Origin of the sequence: Ensifer sp. R-19, from assembly GCF_049905105.1 — a bacterium.
GTDB lineage: Bacteria > Pseudomonadota > Alphaproteobacteria > Rhizobiales > Rhizobiaceae > Ensifer.
In genome coordinates, this window is sequence record NZ_CP184569.1 from 2,813,802 (window position 1) to 2,832,818 (window position 19,017).

At 56.0% G+C, this 19,017-nt stretch carries 9 protein-coding genes; all 9 read left to right on the top strand.

The genetic code is table 11. The features are described 5' to 3' along the window. Positions 1-96 precede the first annotated feature (96 nt). The 9 genes from ACN9MO_RS13805 to dpdD all read left to right on the top strand — a co-directional run bounded on the left by ACN9MO_RS13805 (position 97) and on the right by dpdD (position 18,826). The gene (locus ACN9MO_RS13805; RefSeq protein WP_425985264.1) at positions 97-1,020 is read left to right on the top strand and encodes a restriction endonuclease; all 924 of its coding nucleotides are present in this window, start codon (positions 97-99) and stop codon (positions 1,018-1,020) included. Positions 1,021-1,285: 265 nt separating this feature from the next. Continuing rightward, positions 1,286-4,417: a protein DpdE gene (dpdE, locus tag ACN9MO_RS13810; protein ID WP_425985267.1), complete on the top strand. Its 3,132-nt coding sequence runs from the start codon at positions 1,286-1,288 to the stop codon at positions 4,415-4,417. After that, positions 4,414-6,921, top strand: a complete 2,508-nt coding sequence (gene dpdF, locus ACN9MO_RS13815; RefSeq protein WP_425985270.1) for a protein DpdF — start codon at positions 4,414-4,416, stop codon at positions 6,919-6,921. The genes dpdE and dpdF overlap by 4 nt, the downstream gene beginning before the upstream one ends. Then, on the top strand, positions 6,918-7,844 hold the full coding sequence (dpdG, locus tag ACN9MO_RS13820; RefSeq protein WP_425985273.1) for a protein DpdG: 927 nt from the start codon (positions 6,918-6,920) through the stop codon (positions 7,842-7,844). The genes dpdF and dpdG overlap by 4 nt, the downstream gene beginning before the upstream one ends. After that, complete coding sequence (dpdH, locus tag ACN9MO_RS13825) at positions 7,837-10,881, top strand: protein DpdH (protein WP_425985276.1); 3,045 nt, start codon at positions 7,837-7,839, stop codon at positions 10,879-10,881. The genes dpdG and dpdH overlap by 8 nt, the downstream gene beginning before the upstream one ends. Further along, a complete protein-coding gene (locus ACN9MO_RS13830; RefSeq protein ID WP_425985279.1) occupies positions 10,871-11,584 on the top strand; it encodes a hypothetical protein in 714 nt (237 codons plus the stop codon). Before dpdH ends, ACN9MO_RS13830 begins: the two co-directional genes overlap by 11 nt. Further along, a complete protein-coding gene (dpdJ, locus tag ACN9MO_RS13835; RefSeq protein WP_425985282.1) occupies positions 11,533-16,161 on the top strand; it encodes a protein DpdJ in 4,629 nt (1,542 codons plus the stop codon). Before ACN9MO_RS13830 ends, dpdJ begins: the two co-directional genes overlap by 52 nt. Beyond that, positions 16,161-16,691: a phospholipase D-like domain-containing protein DpdK gene (dpdK, locus tag ACN9MO_RS13840; protein WP_425985285.1), complete on the top strand. Its 531-nt coding sequence runs from the start codon at positions 16,161-16,163 to the stop codon at positions 16,689-16,691. Before dpdJ ends, dpdK begins: the two co-directional genes overlap by 1 nt. Then, positions 16,688-18,826, top strand: a complete 2,139-nt coding sequence (gene dpdD / locus ACN9MO_RS13845; protein WP_425985288.1) for a protein DpdD — start codon at positions 16,688-16,690, stop codon at positions 18,824-18,826. Before dpdK ends, dpdD begins: the two co-directional genes overlap by 4 nt. Positions 18,827-19,017 lie beyond the last annotated feature (191 nt).

Consider the following 19,017-nt stretch of genomic DNA (forward strand, 5'->3'; position numbering starts at 1 on the left):
CCGACTCGTATCTTCTGCAAACTTCGCATTGCCACGTCAAGATTGCTTCGATGCAATCGCCACTCCAGGTAGCACTCAAATGAGAAGGATGGACGCATGTACGGCCCGGGGCTTGACGAAGCAGAACTAATAGAGGGTTTGTGGCACGTTGGTGGGCGGTGCGAGACTGACCTTTTCTCGGAGGAGGTAACGGAAGCGATTGAATTAGAGGGGATGGGTTTTCCCCTCGATCGATGGATTCAAAGCGAGTTTCGCAAACGAAGGCTGTGCCCACACTGCTCAGCGTACCTCGCGAAAGCAACGCATGAACTTTCGGGCAATATGCCTGATGAGGTGGGCCTATGTGAACTTTGGCTTTGCCCTCGTTGTGGTTTTTGGCAGTGGCATGCTCTGCAGGATCACGGTGACATCTGGTCGGGGGTCGCTGCATCCATCACTCGTGCATTCGATTCCAAAATACCCCCTGAATGCGCCGGTGAATTGGCGCAATATCTCATTCGTGATCCAGATCGATGGCACGACCTTCACCCGACATTGCTAGAGAAATTGGTGGCCGATATATTTCGAGCGAATTACGCCGACGCCGACGTCATTCATGTGGGAGGCCCAGGAGACCTTGGTGTTGATGTCATCTTCGTCGAGTCAGCAGATCGGGAATGGCTAATTCAAGTCAAACGGCGACGGAAGGGTACGTCTGAGGGCTTCGAAACATTGCAGAAATTGCTCGGAACTTTGCTACTAAAAGGGGGAAGATATGGAATCATAGCCACCACTGCTGATCACTTCACACACGCTGTGCACAAGCAAATTGGCCGCGCGGCCGACGTCGGCGTCCCGATCGATCTTGTCGACAAGGGAAAGTTGATAAGAATGATCGATCCCCTTATGCCTGAAAATCCATGGCGCAGGCAGTTCACCAAGTTGTTCCCAATCTCGCGGCTAACGCCAACTCAACAGGCGAATGTTGAAAGTGCGTTGGTCGAAAGCCTGCCTCCGCCTCGGCAACTGCGACTATTTTAATATGGTATCTCAAGCCAACTCGTTCATTACTTTTCTGAACGCCAGGATATCAGCTACTGGCGCGATAGAAACTTCTGTAGCGAGCTAACAATCAAACCTTAACCTATAATATGATTCTATGACACACTCAGCATTGTCGAATCGCAGTTCGATCCGACTGAGTAGTTGTGGTACTTTAAACGCGCGCGCGAGGCGGAATGACAAGGAGGAGATGTGTAGCGGAGCGCCTTTGGGTCACAGAGCTTCGGAAATGCTAATTCCGGGCATGTTTGTAGAGTTGCCGGGTCGCGTAGGTCTCGGAAAGCTCGAAGCGGTGTCCGGCACACTGTCGGCCGTATCACTGTTTCGGTCAGCTCGCTCCACACAAACAGTAGATGTTGAGCTTGCCCAACTTCAACGCGCCTACCTCAGCCCGCAAACCCGCGTTTACGCGCGGCGGGCTAATCGATTCCGTGTTGGCCGCGTTGTCGATTTCCAGCAGCAAGACCAGGGGCTTATAAGCTATGAGGTGCGGTTCCCAAACGGGAAATCGGAGGATTATAGCGAGGCAAATCTTTTTGTTCGGCCGTGGAACGCTCCAGAGGATCCGGCCGAAATACTGGCCGAAGGTGCCGCGGAGACCCAGTTTCTCCACGACCGCCGGCAAAAGGCGTCCGACACATTGCTCGGACTGAACAGCGCGGCTCAAGGCTTCACCTCGCTCATTTCGGCAAGCGTTGACTACGTCCCGCACCAGATCGCTGCTGTAAAGCGGGTCCTTGGCGATCCCATTCAGCGTTACTTGCTTGCAGATGAGGTCGGCCTGGGCAAAACCGTCGAGGCAGGACTGATCATACGCCAGCACCTCATTGATGACCCCACAACCCGAGTCGTTATCGCCGCACCGGACCATCTCGTGGAGCAATGGCGGAACGAGCTTTCGGAGAAGCTCAAGCTTGATCAGTTTCCGGACACCGTTCACTATTGCAGACATTCGGACCTAGCCAAAGTCGCTTTGTCTCCGGATATTTTGGTTGTCGATGAAGCCCATCACCTCGTCGGGCTTGATCACGGAAACCTTCTTTCGTCTGCCGAACGATTGCGCTCGCTGGCGTTGAAATCGCCCGTCCTGTTGTTGCTGTCCGCTACCCCTCCACTGGGTGAAGAAGCTAGATTTCTTGCACTTTTGAACCTACTTGATCCGACAAGCCATCCGCTTGAGGACGTTGGCGGCTTCCGCGAAAAGCTTAAGCAACGGCGAAATATCGGACGCCTGCTTTTGAGCCTAAACCCAGACTCTCCTGGCATTGTGTTGCGACAGAGGGGGGCGGAGTTACAGAAGCTTTTCCCCAATGACACTGTTGTCCAGGACTTGGCGCCGCGCATTATAGAGGGAACACGCGATAGCACTATCGACCTTGTTGCCGCTTGCTCAGCGCTCAAAGTCCATGTTGCGGATAGCTACCGCATTCATCAACGGTTGATCCGGTCGCGTCGCGCAGACGCGGCGGGCTGGGAGTTCACTCCTCGCGGCCCCGTTCGCAATGGAGAAACCAGTCTAAGTCACCTGCGCAGCGAGGAAGATCCTGACGATACGACTGAACATCTGCTCGCGACCCTGGAAGACTGGCGGTTCGCTGCCGCCGAAGCATCGATCGGCCAGCCAGACGCGGTTGAGCGCGCCACACACCGCTACCGGGAATTGTTGACTGCGGCCAGCAATGGGGGACGGGATCTGCGCGCATGGCTTGAAGCTGCGCGATCAACATTCGATGGCGAAGAAGATCTGCTCACGGCACTCCGCTCGATTGCCCAAGACAGAGGTGATAGCGGCCGCGTTGAAACAATGGTCGAAAGCACTACTCGCTTGATTAAGGCGGTTCGATCCGACGGCCTCCATCCCCGGATTGTGGTATTTTCCTCCTCGGCCGAGATCGCGACAAAGTTTCACGATGCCTATCAGAGGTCCAACGACGATTGTGCCACGTTCCTACTGACTAAGAACACTGCGCAGTCTCGTCAGGTTCTGACCGCGTTCGAATTTTCTGGAAAAACATCGGTTTTGGTCACCGACATGTCGGGGGAAGAAGGCCTCAATCTAAGCTTCGCAGACGCGATTATTCACCTAGATCTGCCGCTCTCGGCTGCAAGAGTGGAGCAGCGGATTGGAAGGCTTGATCGATTTGGTCGAAGAAAAGGTACGATCCGCCATCGTGTTTTACTTCCTTCCGAAAACGATATCAGTCCATGGAAAGCATGGTTTGATCTGCTGACTGACGGGTTGGCGATCTTCAACCGGTCAATTAGCGACATCCAGTTCTTACTCGACGACTTCGAAAGAGAGGTTTTCAACACTCTACTCTGCAACGGTCCCGATGCTTTGAAAGCACTCGTCTCCGACATAAGGTTACGGATTGTCGAGGAGCGGAAGTCGCAGGATGAGCAGTACGCTTTGGATCGCATCGCGCTCGCGGACGAGCGTGTCGAGACTTACATCGAGGCTTTGGAGGCGGCTGAGGAAAACGAGGAGCTAATCGAAACTGCGGTCGATGGCTGGCTTCTCGATACGCTGCAGTTGAGAAAGCGTCCGTTCTCCCCACCCGCACAAGACCCGTTCAGACTGGATGCCACCAGACTCACACTTATTCCACGGATACCCTGGCAATCCGAACTGTCCGCAGACGGCACGCGGCCCTATAGCTGGAAACGTCGTGTTGCGACGAAACGGCCGGACGTCGTGCTCTTGCGCCCCGGGACGCCTCTGGTGGACATCGTTCAACGCTTCACACGGTGGGACGATCGCGGTACCGCGTTTATCACATACCGCTCATCGCCCGCGTGGGAGGGCGGACTTTGGATCGGCTTCAAGCTCTGTTTCATCATAGAACCCGCAGTCGAGCTTTCCGATTTGCTAGCACCTAGCCGTTCCGACCTCGCACTGTGGAGGCGAGCGCAGCGTTATCTAGCCCCACGCAGTTATACAGTCTTCATTGATGTGAACGGTGAAGAAGTCACTGACCCGAAGCTTCTCGCTATCCTCGAGCAGCCTTACCGCAAGGGAAGTCGAACTGCGGCTGGCGACCTTAATCTCGGCAGCCGACCGCATGTCTTCGCTGAGATCATCGATCCGGCGATATTTCCGGAATTATGCCGCAAAGCACGCGACCGCGCGCGTGCAGGTCTGGCTGCGCGTCCAGAGGTGGCTGAAATGCTCTCGGCGGCTGCACGTTTGGCTGAGGCAGATGTTGAACGCCATCGGTATCGCCTCCTCCGTCGTAGCGCGACCAGTGACCCCACTGTTGACCGCGACCTTACGCTCCTGATGACAATCGTGCCGAGCGTCCGTGAGCCGTCGATCCGACTGGACTCCATGGGATGCGTCGTGGTCTCTGCTCGTCCGCCGGGGGAGCATGCATGATTGAACTGGACGGACATGAAGCGTTTGCTGCCTTAATCGGGCTTCTCGCGGACAAAGAGGATGGTCAGGGATGGCGTTCGGCCTCCCCGGCCATAGAGCGTCTTCGGCACGCGCTTTGTGAAAGTCCGTGTTTGGCAAGTCAACTCGATCTTGCGGTCCTGTTACGCCAAGCCCTGCGCCATGAACATGCCAGACGCGGCTACAAAGTGTCGCCAACGGTTCTTGTCACCCATAGCCGGCTTTCTGATTTTCGCGGCTGGGAGAAAGCGGGCCTCGAGGTCGAAGCTGCATCGAGCGGCGTTCACGTGACTGCTCTTCCATGGCAACCGGACTGGCTTGGAAATGGAAGGCGTTTTACGGTTGAAGGGGTCGATGGATTAGCGGCTTCAGAGACTACGCGCCGCGAATTTGGCGCCGCAGACGATCCGGGCGACCCGTTTTTAGCATCGATCAAAAGACGCGCTTATCGCAGTCGTGGACAGCGGGCGGCAGTTCGCGCGGCCTTGTCCACGCCCGTGGGCGGTACTCTTGTTGTTGCATTACCGACTGGCGAGGGGAAGAGTATGATCTTCCAACTCGCTCAGAGCGTTGGCTTCACAGGGAGTGACAACCAGTCCGGAAAAGGCGTGACGCTCGTCATTGTTCCGACCGTGGCGCTCGGGATCAATCATGAGCAAGAGGGTGTCGAAATTTGCGGATTGAGCAAGCCGCTTTTGTATCAGGGGGGAAATGACGTCCAAAACGCCGTCATCGCTCAACGCATTGTTGATGGCTCACAAGGGTTGTGTTTCACCTCGCCCGAGGCAGCTTGCGGGGCGCTTCGCGCTCCGTTGCGCCGCGCGGCCGAAGCTGGGCATCTGCGCGCTCTCGTCGTAGACGAGGCCCATCTTGTCGATCAATGGGGCACAGGGTTTCGCACCGAGTTCCAGGAACTGAGCAGCCTAAGAAGAGAATTAATAGCGGCCGCACCCCCAACACAACGAATGCGGACAATACTTCTCTCTGCGACCTTGACCGATACGTCCCTTGAGACGCTTCAGACGCTTTTTGGAACGGATGGCCACTTTGAGAGCATCGCTGCCGTCCAACTTCGGCCCGAGCCGGATTACTGGATCTCCGCTGACACCCCCGAGGCTGTTCGAGTTGACCGCGTGCTTGAGGCCCTTCACCACGCACCGCGCCCTGCCGTTCTTTATGTCACGGAGGTGGACGAGGCGAACGCCTGGTACTCCCGCCTCATCGATGCGGGTTTCCGTCGAGTTCGAAAACTTCATGGCAAGACGCAGCAACACGACCGCGAGTCGACGGTGTCACAATGGCGCGACGGCGTTCTGGATATTGTTGTCGGCACCTCAGCGTTCGGCCTCGGGATTGATTATGCTCATGCACGGTCGGTAATCCATGCCTGCGTACCAGAGACACTCGACCGGTTCTACCAAGAGGTTGGTCGAGGAGGCCGGGACGGAAAGGCGTCCCTCTCGATCATCGTTCCCACCCCGAAGGACTACAAGACAGCAGAGAGTATCAACGCTCAAAAGGTTATAGGCATCGACCGCGGCCTACAACGGTGGTCCACAATGTTTACGCGGAAGTTGTCGCTCGGCAGCGCGCGCTTTGCAGTTCGGATTGACGGTCGGCCAGGGTCCGAGGAAGGCGATATCGATATGGTTGGCGACGCGAACACCGATTGGAATCTGCGGACGCTGACACTGATGGCCAGAGCCGGACTCATACGCATGTTGGGCACCCCTTACCCGCGGATCCTTGAGAAGGGCGACTGGCTCGAAATTGATATCGTTGATGACCACCATCTCGATGAAAACACGTGGCGCGAACGTGTTGAGCCGTTTCGCCGTGAGATTTGGCTTGCCAACAAACGCAACCTCGATCTTATGCGCAAGTTTCTGGCCAGCGACCGCTGTCCTGCGGAGGTTTTTGAAGAGCTGTACGGGGCTGATCGTGTCAGCCGTACTTGCAGTCGCTGCAGCAAATGCCGGGTAAGCATGGCATCTCGTCATCAAACAAGGCCGGTTGGCGAACCGCGCGCGCCATGGCCTGGAGTGATTACTCCCGAGATCGATCGGCTTTTGGATCGCGACGGTCGACTTCTTGTGACCTATGACCACGATGAACTTGACCGCAAGGCGTCGCGGCGGCTTGGCGAAAGTTTTCACCGTTTGCAAAAAGACGGCCTGTCGAAGCTGCTCATTTTGGGGCGTCCGCCTTTTGATATGGCACGAGTACTGCAATTTGCGGAATATGTACCGTTTTTCGTGTCACATGTCCCATCACTCGCTCTTTCGCGCCTCCCGAAAGGGCCGGAGATAGTTTTAGTCGGAAACGACCAGCAACTGTTCGCACAAAACCTGGAGCCACGTAGCGGGGCTCCTAGGATTTTCATCGCTCCTCGGGATCAGAAAAGCCATGACCAGCGTCGTTTGCGCGATGTCTTCGGTGGCCGCACACTCACTCTCGGCGATTTTTTCTCACGGGTTACGCAATGAGTATCATCACCACCGCACAGGCAGTTCCCAGCCGCCTTTTCGCAATATACTCCTCGTTATTTGACTCCGAAAACGGCGAGGTGAAGGAACGAATCGAGGCATGGGCGACCCCGCCTTCGCTCGCAAGCCGAGGTGCCGACGAGGATGGCGACTCGTCAACCACATTGTTTAGCAATACGCTCTCGGAAGCGCGCAGAATGGGATTGGTCGAGGAAATCGACGGAAGGTTACGGCTGACCGACGAAGCCCGGGGCGCGGGAAAACGCGCGCAAGACTGCGAGCATTATTTTCGTGAGTTCCTCCTTGCAAAGCTGTTTGATGCCAAACAATCGGAGGAAGCTCAACAAAGTGCCTTCATGCTGGCGCTGTCTTGGTTCTTGAGCGCAAACCCCTTGAAGCCAATGAATTTTTCGGCTCCTCCGCAAATCGAGTTGCGAGCGGAGATCGGGGAAAATGCGGATGAAACTGAGCTGACCTCGCTTAACAGATACCAAAATTTTCTTTATTGGGCCCGTTACTTAGGGTTCGCGACGATCATCGGCGGACGTGATGCTGAAGACACAAGCTCACGCCGTGCGGTCCCTGATCCTGTGCGCGCGATTGACAGGGTCCTTCCCGTCATTTTCTCGCAAGAGGATGAATTGCCGATAGAGCAGTTCTTAAGCCGGCTGGCCGCAATCTTCCCGGTCTTCGAAAAGGGCAGCGTCCGTCAGCAGTACGATTCCATGCGTTTGAACCCGCCGGCTAATGATGCTTCCGCACATCGCCTTTCGATCGCCACGAGCTTGGCACTTCAGCGTCTTGCTGATCGCCAACGGCTCGCCCTGAACGTTGTCGCCGACGCTCCGGCTCGCGTTCTCGATTTCGGTATCCGCGATATAAGAATTAGCCATGTGAAGTTGAGGAGCAACGCAAATGCGTAACGTCCTCTGTTGGGATCCAAACGCTGTCCGGCAGGTGATAAATCCCTTTGCCGAACATATCCCTGACAGTTTGTTTCGAGCGGTTCACAGCGATTGGGATCTGAAGGTAAGCCCTCCCGTTGGAAAGTCCTTCCAGGAATTGAAATTGAACGAGGCCTCCTGGAGAGATGCGGAGCCGAGTGAGTTCCTCGCCGATTTTCTTAGCTCCGACCGCCCTCACGTGCTGGCCGCGATCCTTGGTGAGACAGGATCGGGCAAGTCTCACCTTGTCCACTGGATGCGTCTTAACATCAAGGAAGATGGAACGCGCATGGTTCTCGTGGTCCCGAAATCGGGAACGAGTCTGCGTGCTATTGTTGGTATGATCATTGGGAAGCTGCCGGCAGAAGAACAGCAAAGCTTCCTAGACACGCTGCAATCCGCAGGTGACGGGACCCAGACCCGAGATGACCAGAAGCAGCAACTGCTCAATGACATTGCCCAGGTCATCCGCGAAGAAGTCTTGCCCAATGATGCGGATGAGGTTGAACAGGAACTCGTAACGCACCTTCCCCATCTTTTCCAAGACCCTCATATGCGAGCGACGCATTTTCTGGGTGACGACACAGTCATTGCAGAAATCGTCGATCATATTTTCACGCGCTCGAACGCGAAGGACCGCCCAGACCGACGCCGTACATTCGAGGAAGCGGATCTCCCTCTCGGTGGCACGGACTTCGTCAATGCCTCCAAGCAGGCGCGAGACGCCATGGACATCATCGCCATTGACGCAACCACCTACCTCCCGCTTGCGATCAAGATAATCAATCGCAACCTTGACCGGGCGGTCGCTCGCACCTTGAGTTTTTCCGGCGACCGCATCGAAGAATTGATGGCCCGCCTCCGTACGCACTTGAAGCGCCAGGGCATGGAACTTGTGCTTCTCGTTGAGGAATTTGCGCGTCTCCAAGGCATTGACCGCGCGCTGTTACAAGCGATCACATCACACGGAGATGATCGTCAATGTAAAATGCGTTCGGCGATCGCTGTCACCACAGGCTTTTTTGAAAGCGTCGCTGAAACGGCATACATGCGAACGACGCATGTTGTAGACATGAATCGATCGGCAGGTCGCACTGACGGCATGAACGTCACTGCGTCATCGTTAAGCCAGTTCGCCTCGCGCTATCTCAACGCTGTCCGGCTCGGGCGAGACCGCATCGATGACTGGAGTAAAACAGCTACGCCAGGAGAAGATCCTCCATCACGCTGTGCGACCTGTCCTTATCAAGGTCAATGTCACACGACGTTTGGTCAGGTGGATGGCTATGGGCTCTATCCTTTCACCGGTACCGCGCTTTGGAACTCGGCATCCCGTGCCGACAACACGATGCCGCAAAGTCTAAACCCGCGAATCCTTCAGAACGACCTTCTTGTGGAGGTTCTTGACAATTGTGGAGACGCGATCCGAACCGGCACGTTTCCGCCCTACAGACTGCTGGAGAAACTGGGCGGCGTTAGAGTATTGCCTTTGTCAGCTCAGACCCAACTCCAGAACCGCAACCCCCACGTATTCGAACGTTGGGAAGCGTTTCTCGAACTGTACGATGGATCGGGCGAGATCAAGAACCTCGATGCCGCGCTTCGTTCTGCATTCGATATTCCCGAAATTCCCGGTGCATCGGAAGTAAGTACGAAGAGTACCACGACGGAAACCCTCGAAGCTCCGCCAGAAAAATCAAAATCTCCGACCGTCAGCCGCGAGGACGTCGCGATTGAGCAATGGATCAACGGCGGAGGTCTCGATCAGAGGGTCGCCCAGCAACTTCGCGAACTTATTTTTCCTGCGATCGTAGACTCCATTGATTGGGATATGCTCGGTCTTGCGCGTACCAACTTTATCGGCAGGACTGGGAAGCCCTTTCAGATCAACAGCATCAGCTTCGATCGGCAGACCACTCAAATACAGGAACACCTTCCGGTAAAAATCCGCATCCCGGGAGATCTCATTCCTGCACCAATGGCTGGTGCAGCGCTGCAAGGCCTGCTCCGTGCAAATCGACAACAATTCCGATGGGATTTCGAGAACGGCGACACGATGCTGGCCGCCTTCCTCGACTGCGTCGAGGCCTGGTCGAAAGCCATCGAACAACAATTGCGACTTTTTTGCGCTCCTTCACCGACATGGAATCAGGCTGATGCTGCTTTGGAGTTGCTATGTGTAGGCGCCGCCATCGCCGGTAAGATCAGGCCGGACGCGCTTGTCGCCGATATGATCGACGGCGCTTTTACCCCTTGGCAGCCTGATTGTGCTAGTACCGCGCGTGAGATGGAGGCCCTATATAAGGTCCTCGTCCAAAGCCGCGAAAAAATTGTTGGCATCGCCCGAGCCCAGACATCAAGCATGAAGGGCGGTCGCGCGGGCGCCATGCTGAACCCGGCGCGCGTAGTTGGCCCGGTGCGTGGTATTCGGCGGTCTAAATGGCGTCTTCTGCTCCAGCCCCCCGAAGGTGATCGAAGCGAGATCGCCAAGATCTATCGCGATGTTCAATCTGCGCTTCCAACGGCGGCGGGTGCTGAGATGGCGATAAGGCAGCAATGGCTGAATGAGATGGAGGAGGCGTTTGGCAAAGAGGCAACGCGGGCGTCCATTGTGAGCGCGCTCGAAAATGCGCACCAGACGGCCTTCGCGGCCGGCATAGGTTCAAACAATACAGGAAAGAGTCTCCTCGACGCACTCCAAACCTTCCAATCCGCTCTCTTTGACGACTCCCTTGCTGCTGCTCGCAATTTGGCTAAGCAGGACGATGGGTTAGCCGCACTTCCACATTTCGGGAAAGGGCGCCGGAATGCAGTCGAGGCAGGTCTTCTGCTGGCCAATGTAGCGAAACGGTTCTTGGACTCCATTGACGAAAACTTCACCGCCTACGGTGAAAGCCTTTCGGCAAAGCACGGTGGCTTGGCGAACAATCTTCAGCAGATCGACACCTCGCTTCAAAGCATTGAATCAGGTCTCGACGAACTTTGTGCCACCACGGAGGCATCAGATGTTACTTGAACGTGCGGCCGGTCTAGCAACCAAAATCGCAGAATTTCAGCGTCTGAAAGGGGCAGCGGATGAGGCGGCGATCTTTCAGACGCGCGCCAACCAATTCACCGCACTTGCTGGAAAGCTTTCCTTGGCATTGCAAAGTCTCCGAGACTTTTCTGAGGCTGGCGTCCGGGTTCCGGTGTTCAATTCGGATGCTAGATCTTACGCCGCCAAAGCCAAGCAACTCCGTGAGGCGCTTGTCGACAATCCGTCAATTATCAACGATCCGCCGTTCGATCTCAAATACGAATTCGCTGATCGAATAAACGCAATCGCACTCAGCGCCGAGAAGGGATTGAGTGCCTCGTGGAGCGCTTATGTGGCGCAGCGTGCGGATCGTGGCTCTACGGAGGTCCTTGGTGCGCTCGCAGCAATTCCGCAATTCCAAGAGAGTGTAAGGAAGATCCGACAGTGCCGCAGCGCTATCGAAAGCATAGGAGCGATTGTCCCTTCGGATCCAAAAGCCGCGATCAAACAGATCAACACGTTTGTGACTGACCTGGAGAAGGCTTGGGCCGAGCTTTCGGCTGATGACATCCCCGCGAGTGTTATCACCTTCATCCGGACGGCAGCGAGCGAGGGGGCAATGCTAGCCTCCTTTACCGAGGAAGTCAGAACGTGGCTGAACGACAAAGGTCTAACCTCGGCGTTCAGGATCAGGCTCAGCTAGGTATCTCTTCTATGGCGCTTTCGCAGCAGGCACTGGTTGTCCTTGATATTATTGAATCCGTCGAAATGCGGTCGCTTGAATGGGGGTTTACGGACGGCTCTCTTAGCGAGGCTGAACTCCTTACGCTCATGCGGTCTCGGTTGGGTGGTATTGCTAACGCAGATACGCTGGATAATCTTGTCGAGGAACTCATCGACGCTAAAGTCATCATTGAGATACACGGCTCAGGAAGCGGTGTACGCCTGCGGTCGCGCTTTGGTGAGGCGGTCCGTCTGCTTGCTGCGAACCGGCAACTTTTCCCAAATAAGCCGTGGCAAGGGGCGCCGCATCTGGTCACGGACTTCCGCGTCGACCGAAGGCCGCGGCGTTTTCCGAGACGAGATCAACTGCCGCGCGACGTATTCGCCCGACATGAGACAACATTCTCCGCCAGCCAATTAAGAGAAGATCTATGGGTGGCTCTGACTGCTCGGCCCGGAATGAAGCTAGCGGCGTTTCAGGAACGCGCGGCTGTGCGGATTGCGGCTCCCACTGATGATGGCGGTACAATCGTGACTGCTGGTACGGGCAGTGGAAAAACCATCGCGTTCTACTTGCCGGCAATGATCCGCATTGGAGAGGCGATAGGGTCGGACCATTGGGTCAAAGCTGTCGCCATATATCCGCGCACTGAATTGTTGAAAGACCAATTCCTCGAAGCCTTTAGGATGGCACGCGCCGTGGACCAGGCTCTTGCGACGAATGGGCGCAGGCAAATGAGGATTGGCGCTTTGTTCCGCTCCACGCCGTCTCGCGCGAATGAGCGGAAGCTGGTCGAGGCCGAATGGCCTCGACGCGGACAAGATTTTGTATGTCCCTTCATGCGCTGCCCAGTTTGCGACAGTGAGTTGCTCTGGCAGAAGGCCGATATCGAAGCAAAGACCGAACGCCTGAGATGCGTACGACCGCAATGCGTCGGGATCATTGACGATAGCCGGATCGTGCTCACCCGGGAAAGGCTGCAGCGCCAGCCGCCTGATATCCTTTTCACAACAACCGAAATGTTGAACCAGCGCCTGTCTGATCACTGGATGAGAGGGCTCTTTGGGGTGGGGCTGCCACCGGCCAAACGCCCATTCTTAGGTCTGCTTGACGAGGTGCACACCTACGAAGGTGCTTCCGGCGCGCAAGCCGCTTTGACACTGAGACGATGGCGCCATCTTCTGTCAGCACCTGTGAGTTGGGTGGGGCTATCGGCGACATTGGGCGACGCTGCACGGTTTTTTGCAGATTTGACAGGCGCTCATCCAGATCGCGTTGTCGAAATCACGCCGACCTCTGAAGAGTACGAAGAACAGGGAGCGGAATATCAGATTCTGCTGAGGGGCGATCCGACGTCTCGAGCATCATTGCTGTCGACGACGATCCAGACGTCAATGCTTCTTCCCCGGCTCCTCGATCCGCCTGAATTGACCGGCGCGTCAGGTGCTTTTGGCCGCCGCGCTTTCCTGTTTACAGACGATCTCGACGTCACCAACCGACTGTTCGATGATCTGCGCGATGCGGAAGCCTATACAATTTTCGGGAAGCCCGACAATCAGCGAAGCCCGCTCGCGAACATTCGCGCCGGCGGCGGCGACGCGACCGTGCGGGACGTGGAAGGTCAGCGATGGCGGATCTGTGAAGATATCGGCCATCCCCTCGACCGAAGGCTTGTGGTCGGCCGTACAACGTCCCAAGACACCGGGGTCAATCAATCCGCAAACATAGTCGTGGCGACGACCGCACTGGAAGTCGGCTTCAACGATCCGACCGTCGGGGCTGTCATTCAGCACAAAGCGCCCAAGGGCATGGCATCGTTTCTTCAGCGCAAGGGCCGAGCCGGTCGTGATCGCGATATGAGGCCGATAACGCTGACGGTTCTGTCCGACTACGGCAGAGATCGGGCGTTTTACCAGGCCTACGAGCACCTGTTCGATCCGGTGCTAGAACCCCAGCATCTGCCGACCAGGAACCCTTATATTCTGAAAATTCAGGCCGTTTATGCGGTGTTCGATTGGCTGTCGGCAAGGACGACTGGTTTTGAGAGGGCTTGGCAGTGGGACCTATTGAGCCGTCCGCAGACACATGCCAATCAATCCGCTCAAGCCGTCTTGGAACGGACAAAAACCAAGCTGACGGAAGTTATTCAGGGTAACCCAGCAACGATCGATGATCTTCGTAGATACCTAATGGCCGCGCTCGCGATCGACGGAAATACCGTTGACAGCCTGCTTTGGGAGGCTCCACGTTCGCTCCTGCTCGAGGCGATCCCAACCCTGGTGAGACGGGTCTTTCGGCAGTGGAACCTTGCGTTTCCAGGGCAGCAAGGCGAACGAGACCTACAGATCAACCACCATCCGCTTCCTGACTTCGTTCCGCGCAGCCTGTTCAGCGATCTAAGTCTTCCCGAGATTCGGGTAATCATTCCCCCTGCGACCACGAATCATGAAGAGCGCGCGGAAATGATGCCGATCCTTCAGGGGCTCCAGCAGTTCGCGCCTGGCCGCGTTACGCGGCGGTTCGCGTTCGAACGAGGAGCGCTCTCGCACTGGATCCCGGTGAATCCTGCCTTTCCAGAACAGGACATTCGCATCGGCGACTATGCTGACGAGCACGAATTCGTCGGCGAATTTACTGGTCGTTTTAATGGCGTCACAGATGGTGCACCGGTGTTGGTATTTCGCCCTTGGACGATCCGCCTCTCAAAAGCGCCTCGCAGCGACGCGTTGCCGAGCAGTAACGCAAGATTGGCCTGGCAGACCGATATTTTCCCAAACGGCGAACCGCTGAGCGTCCCGATACCGCCACGCTCGTCCTGGCGAAGTTTGGTGGGGTCGATCGACTTCTACCTCCATAGATTTCGATCGAGCGTCCATGTACGGAGGTTTGCTCCGGCGGCTTTTGCGAACGTGCGGACCCTCCAAGACGACTTCCCGGTCAATGTGCGCTTTACGAGCGACGACAACCGTCCGGCTGCCTTAGGGTTTGAACTTGAGGTCGATGGTCTTCGGGTCGATTTGAACTTTCCGCCTCATCTTGCAATTGCAGCGACCGGGTTGTCCGGTCCTCTCCTCGCGGCATGCAAGCTCGCCTTTGCGAAGGATGCTTTCCGGTCTGACGAGGCATTGCCATCGGATCTCAATATCTTTCAGCGCGACTGGCTATTCCAGATCCTGATATCTGTACTACTGGCGGATGCTTCGGTTACCGGACGGACGTTATCTGATGTTGCTGCTGACGTCCTCAGCGAGGAAAGGCTCGAGGGCGCATTCAACGATACAATGAGTGAACTATTCGGCGCGCTGCCACCTTCTTTACCGGAGGACGACGACTTTGATGACAAGTCTGACGGTGACGAAAATGCGACGGGCCTAAATCACCAAGCCGCGGCAACGGCACGACCGGGACGACTTCAGCAGGCTCTCTCGGCTCAATTGCGGCTACCGATCGTTCGAGAACGTCTGCGCGCCCTAGGTGAACAAATTCAACAGCCCCAAACCGAAGCATTTGCCAGATGGGTGCGCCTCCTCGTCTTGGAAACTTTAGGTGAAGCTATCTTGCAGGCCTGTATATCCGCGGCACCGCGTCAGGCCACAGTAGATACGCTCCTTGTCGACCTCCGCGATGATGTTGAATCCGGGCAGGCAAGCGTTTGGCTCACTGAAACAACGTTGGGCGGTGCTGGTGTGCTACAGGCGTTTGCGGAACGCTTTGCATCGGAGCCCCAGATTTTCTTGGCCGCACTTGAAGCATCATTGGCGGCAACGGACTTGGAATTGGTCGACGAGAGCCTCCGGCAGATCCTCCGCCTGACACTTAACGACGACGGCGTTGCTAGCGACATGACCCGTCTTCGCAGCACGAATTCGCATAGTGAACGCGCAAGCGTCTGGCGAAGATTGTCGCAACGGCTGTCGCGGAACGGCGGCATCGACGTTAGCCATGCCTTCGCAGTCTCTCTAAATAACCGACTGTTGCGAGCAGGCAGCGGGCCTCAACTCGATCAACTCCTGCTGGACTTGCAATCTTATTGGGATCAACTTGAGCAGCGGTTCGCGATATCGGTTGGCCTTCGCGAGTTCGCGTACATCTGCAGCAAAGACATACGGCTGTCCACCGCTGTGCGGGCATTCCTATCCAGCACGTTGCCGGCAGCAGCTATTGGAAACGTTACGATCCTATCGGCCGTTACCAGCCTCCTGTGGCCACGGGCGCATGACGTGCGACAGCGCACGCTCCAATCGTATAACCCCTATCGAGAGGCCCGGAGCACGGATCCTGCTGTCGTACGGCATCTGCTTTTGACGCGCTCGACACCGACTGTTGAACTGAACGACCCAGACTGGTTTCAAAAGCTGTCGAGCGCGTTCGAGGAGCACGGGACGTGCCGGCTTGCTGCCGATGCAGGAGATACAGTTGCGCTTAGGCGGACCATCGTTTCTCTCGTTGCGACCCCTATCAACATTGGTGTTCTACAACTGTATCCCGTCATCGAGCGCATAGACCGGGAAGAAGGCCGCATCTTAGCGACGCTCATGCTGAGGGAACAAATCTAATGCAATCTCATGCGTCTCGCGATCTTCAGGGGCCGGCACAGTCACGTGCAGTCCGGGATCTGCTTCAAAGCGTATTCGTATCGGAGTTGGTCGCTCCGAGCCCCAAGCTGTGGCTGTTCTTTGCCTGGATATCTGACATCGAAGTTATCGATAATTCTGCCCGTCAATTCGCGGCACTGCAGCCCGACTGGCCGGGTAAGGCGATTAGATTATCGGAAGTGTTGAAAGCGCTTCTTTCGCGCGGCGTCCAACTTCGCCTGATCATTCGAGAGGATGGCCATAACGACTATTTTATCGCGCGGTTGCAAACCCTTAAAAGCGAATTTGGCGATCAAATCAAATGGACAATCGAGAAAAGCTTCCACGCGAAAGGGCTCCTGGGGTCAGACTATTTTTTAAGTGGATCGATGAACCTGACCTTGAGTGGAATATCGATCAATGGGGAGCACCTGGTGTTCCGGACGGACCCGGCCGCCATCGCGGAACAAACGATTGAGCTCGAATCCAGGTGGGAGGCGCTTCTTAGATGATTGCCGCTGAGTTGACAGAATCACGCAGTCTGAAAGACGATATCGTATCCGTCTTGGATTTAAGTTCGGCGCGGCCGGATGTCGCCGAGTTATGCGGGCAACTTCTCGAGACGGTTTCCGACTCAAACTTCCCCGGCGCGCTCGTGCCTGTTCCAAAAGCGAACGGAGCACTCGATATCTATATCGCTGCTCACACAATGCGGGCATGGCGGCAACTATCTCCGGTCCTGCGGGCATTTGCAGGCCCTACACTGACATCGTTTACAGGTATCACAGAACCTCTTCCGGAGGCTGAAGCGACTGCGCGTATCGTCGCAAATTCAAACCCCGCTGCGACAGCCGTGATGCATGTCCCATCTGATACAAGGAGCATCGTCACGGCACTTCGAGCTCTTGTTCGCGTCAGGGAAACCTTCGCACGTGCACCAGATCTTCAGACGGCGGCGCCGGAGCCTACAAGCTGGCTACTGGCTCGCTTTCAAGATAATCTGAACGTGCGGCGCCGCGACGCTGCTGCGCAGATCCTTAAACGCCTTGGCGACGAACTCCGTCTAGATGCGCTCAACATAAAGTTTCTTGAGGTCCAACTGGCGGCGGCATTTGAGGATTGGGCAGCCGTCATCAAGTTGCCTGGCTTCGCTAGTTTGTGTCTTGCCCGTCGCCCCCCAGCCATCACCGCTTTGCTGCTTGAAGCCCTCTACCAAACCCATCTCGCCAAACCCTTTGAGGCCGGTGATCGAGAGGCGACACGAGAAATCTACAATTCGACGGTGCGAATTTTTGCCCAACCAATGCTAGGCTTGCCGGTGCCGCCAACCTTGTCCGACGCCGGATGGAAAATCTACGGCTTGGAATATTGGATAGCTCCGTCAAGAAGCGACCTTCATCAAGCGGTATTGGAAAATGAGGCGAGCTTAGATTGGCTTGCCGAGGAGATGGCAGCAAGCGCGCCGGCTTCTCACGTTTTGCCGCAAGTCACATTGACGCAGTTGGACGAAGCCAGAAATGCTCTCGTACACGTCGAAGCCGTGGAAGGCGTCGACAACCTCGCCGCGGCCCTGGCGATATTGGCAAAGCTTTCTCCGGATCAGATTGCCCGGCTTCGAGAAGCCGAACCGTTCGGTTCTGCTATGAGAATTGCCGATGGTTCCGCCGTCAACGGTGTACCATCCTCATGGCCCGAATGGCTTCAAAAAACCAGCGACCCGTCGTTCACAAACGCTGTCGATATTGCGCGACTGGGAAAAGATGAATGGTCGCCAGCAGCAACCCGGAGTGACCCATCGACTGTCAATGCGCTCGTCGCTGCCCTAAACCATGCGCAAAGCGATCCTCTAGCTTCAGAGAGAACGTCGCAAGCTCTCCCCTTCCTCGTCGCATGGCTGCAGAGGGATGAAACATTTCCGACGCCGATCATGAAGCCGGTATATTCCAGCCTCCTTACGCTGTTCGCATTGAATTCTACGCGCACGGGTACGGTGTATGAATCTTGTGGGATCTTGGTCGAGGCCCTCCTAGAGGTCGGCCTTTCTGCCGAAGAATATCATGCGTTGATCGCAGATATTGATGAGTTGGTAGGAGAAGGCTTCGGCGTCGATATGATTTATTGGGTTCTCGATACGATCGAAGCCTTCATGCGATCAAGCACTCCGGATGCTGTCAAGCGTGACGCCTTCCTGCACAGTGTTCTCGCCCGGAGTGCACCGGTATTCGGTCGGCTGAGCAGTCTGCAGCAAGCCGCCATAAGGCGCCTCGCGACAGAACTCGGCTGGTCGCTCCATATTCCAATTGGGGTCGTCGACACTCCGCCAATCGACGACTTTGCAAATCACATGAACGGCTTGCGCATCGCTATTTACTCCTTGACGGAGGCGTCTAGTCGCCAAGCTAAAGCAGCGCTCGAGGAAATGGTGCCTTCAGCCACGGTCGATTGTAACTCCGATCACGGAGGGACCGTCCGCCTCCGCGCTTTGGCTGAAAATTCTGATTTGTTCGTCGTGACATGGCTGTCGGCCAAACATGCTGCTACTGATTTCATCAGAGAGCATCGAGGGGATCGGACTTTGCTTTATGCCCAGGGACGCGGGTTTTCGAGTATTCTCCGAGCCTTGGAAGAGCACTTCAGCCAGAAGTAACGCAGGCCATCTCGTTACTACCTGGCTTGGCTAGCGAGCCACAAATCGTCAGACCTTTGATCCCCTGAGAGCCATAATGCTCCTTGCCGGTGGCCTTCCATTGAGAATGTCGTCCAGAATGGATCAGAGCCAAGGATCAAGCCTTCCGAAACTGGAAACAAGTAAGCGAAGTTTATTTCATGTTGCCGACG

Excerpts from the sequence above, each read along its gene's own strand:
- ACN9MO_RS13805 (WP_425985264.1), top strand. The coding sequence starts at position 97 with ATGTACGGCCCGGGGCTTGACGAAGCAGAACTAATAGAGGGTTTGTGG.
- dpdE (WP_425985267.1), top strand. The coding sequence starts at position 1,286 with ATGTTTGTAGAGTTGCCGGGTCGCGTAGGTCTCGGAAAGCTCGAAGCG.
- dpdF (WP_425985270.1), top strand. The coding sequence starts at position 4,414 with ATGATTGAACTGGACGGACATGAAGCGTTTGCTGCCTTAATCGGGCTT.
- dpdG (WP_425985273.1), top strand. The coding sequence starts at position 6,918 with ATGAGTATCATCACCACCGCACAGGCAGTTCCCAGCCGCCTTTTCGCA.
- dpdH (WP_425985276.1), top strand. The coding sequence starts at position 7,837 with ATGCGTAACGTCCTCTGTTGGGATCCAAACGCTGTCCGGCAGGTGATA.
- ACN9MO_RS13830 (WP_425985279.1), top strand. The coding sequence starts at position 10,871 with ATGTTACTTGAACGTGCGGCCGGTCTAGCAACCAAAATCGCAGAATTT.
- dpdK (WP_425985285.1), top strand. The coding sequence starts at position 16,161 with ATGCAATCTCATGCGTCTCGCGATCTTCAGGGGCCGGCACAGTCACGT.
- dpdD (WP_425985288.1), top strand. The coding sequence starts at position 16,688 with ATGATTGCCGCTGAGTTGACAGAATCACGCAGTCTGAAAGACGATATC.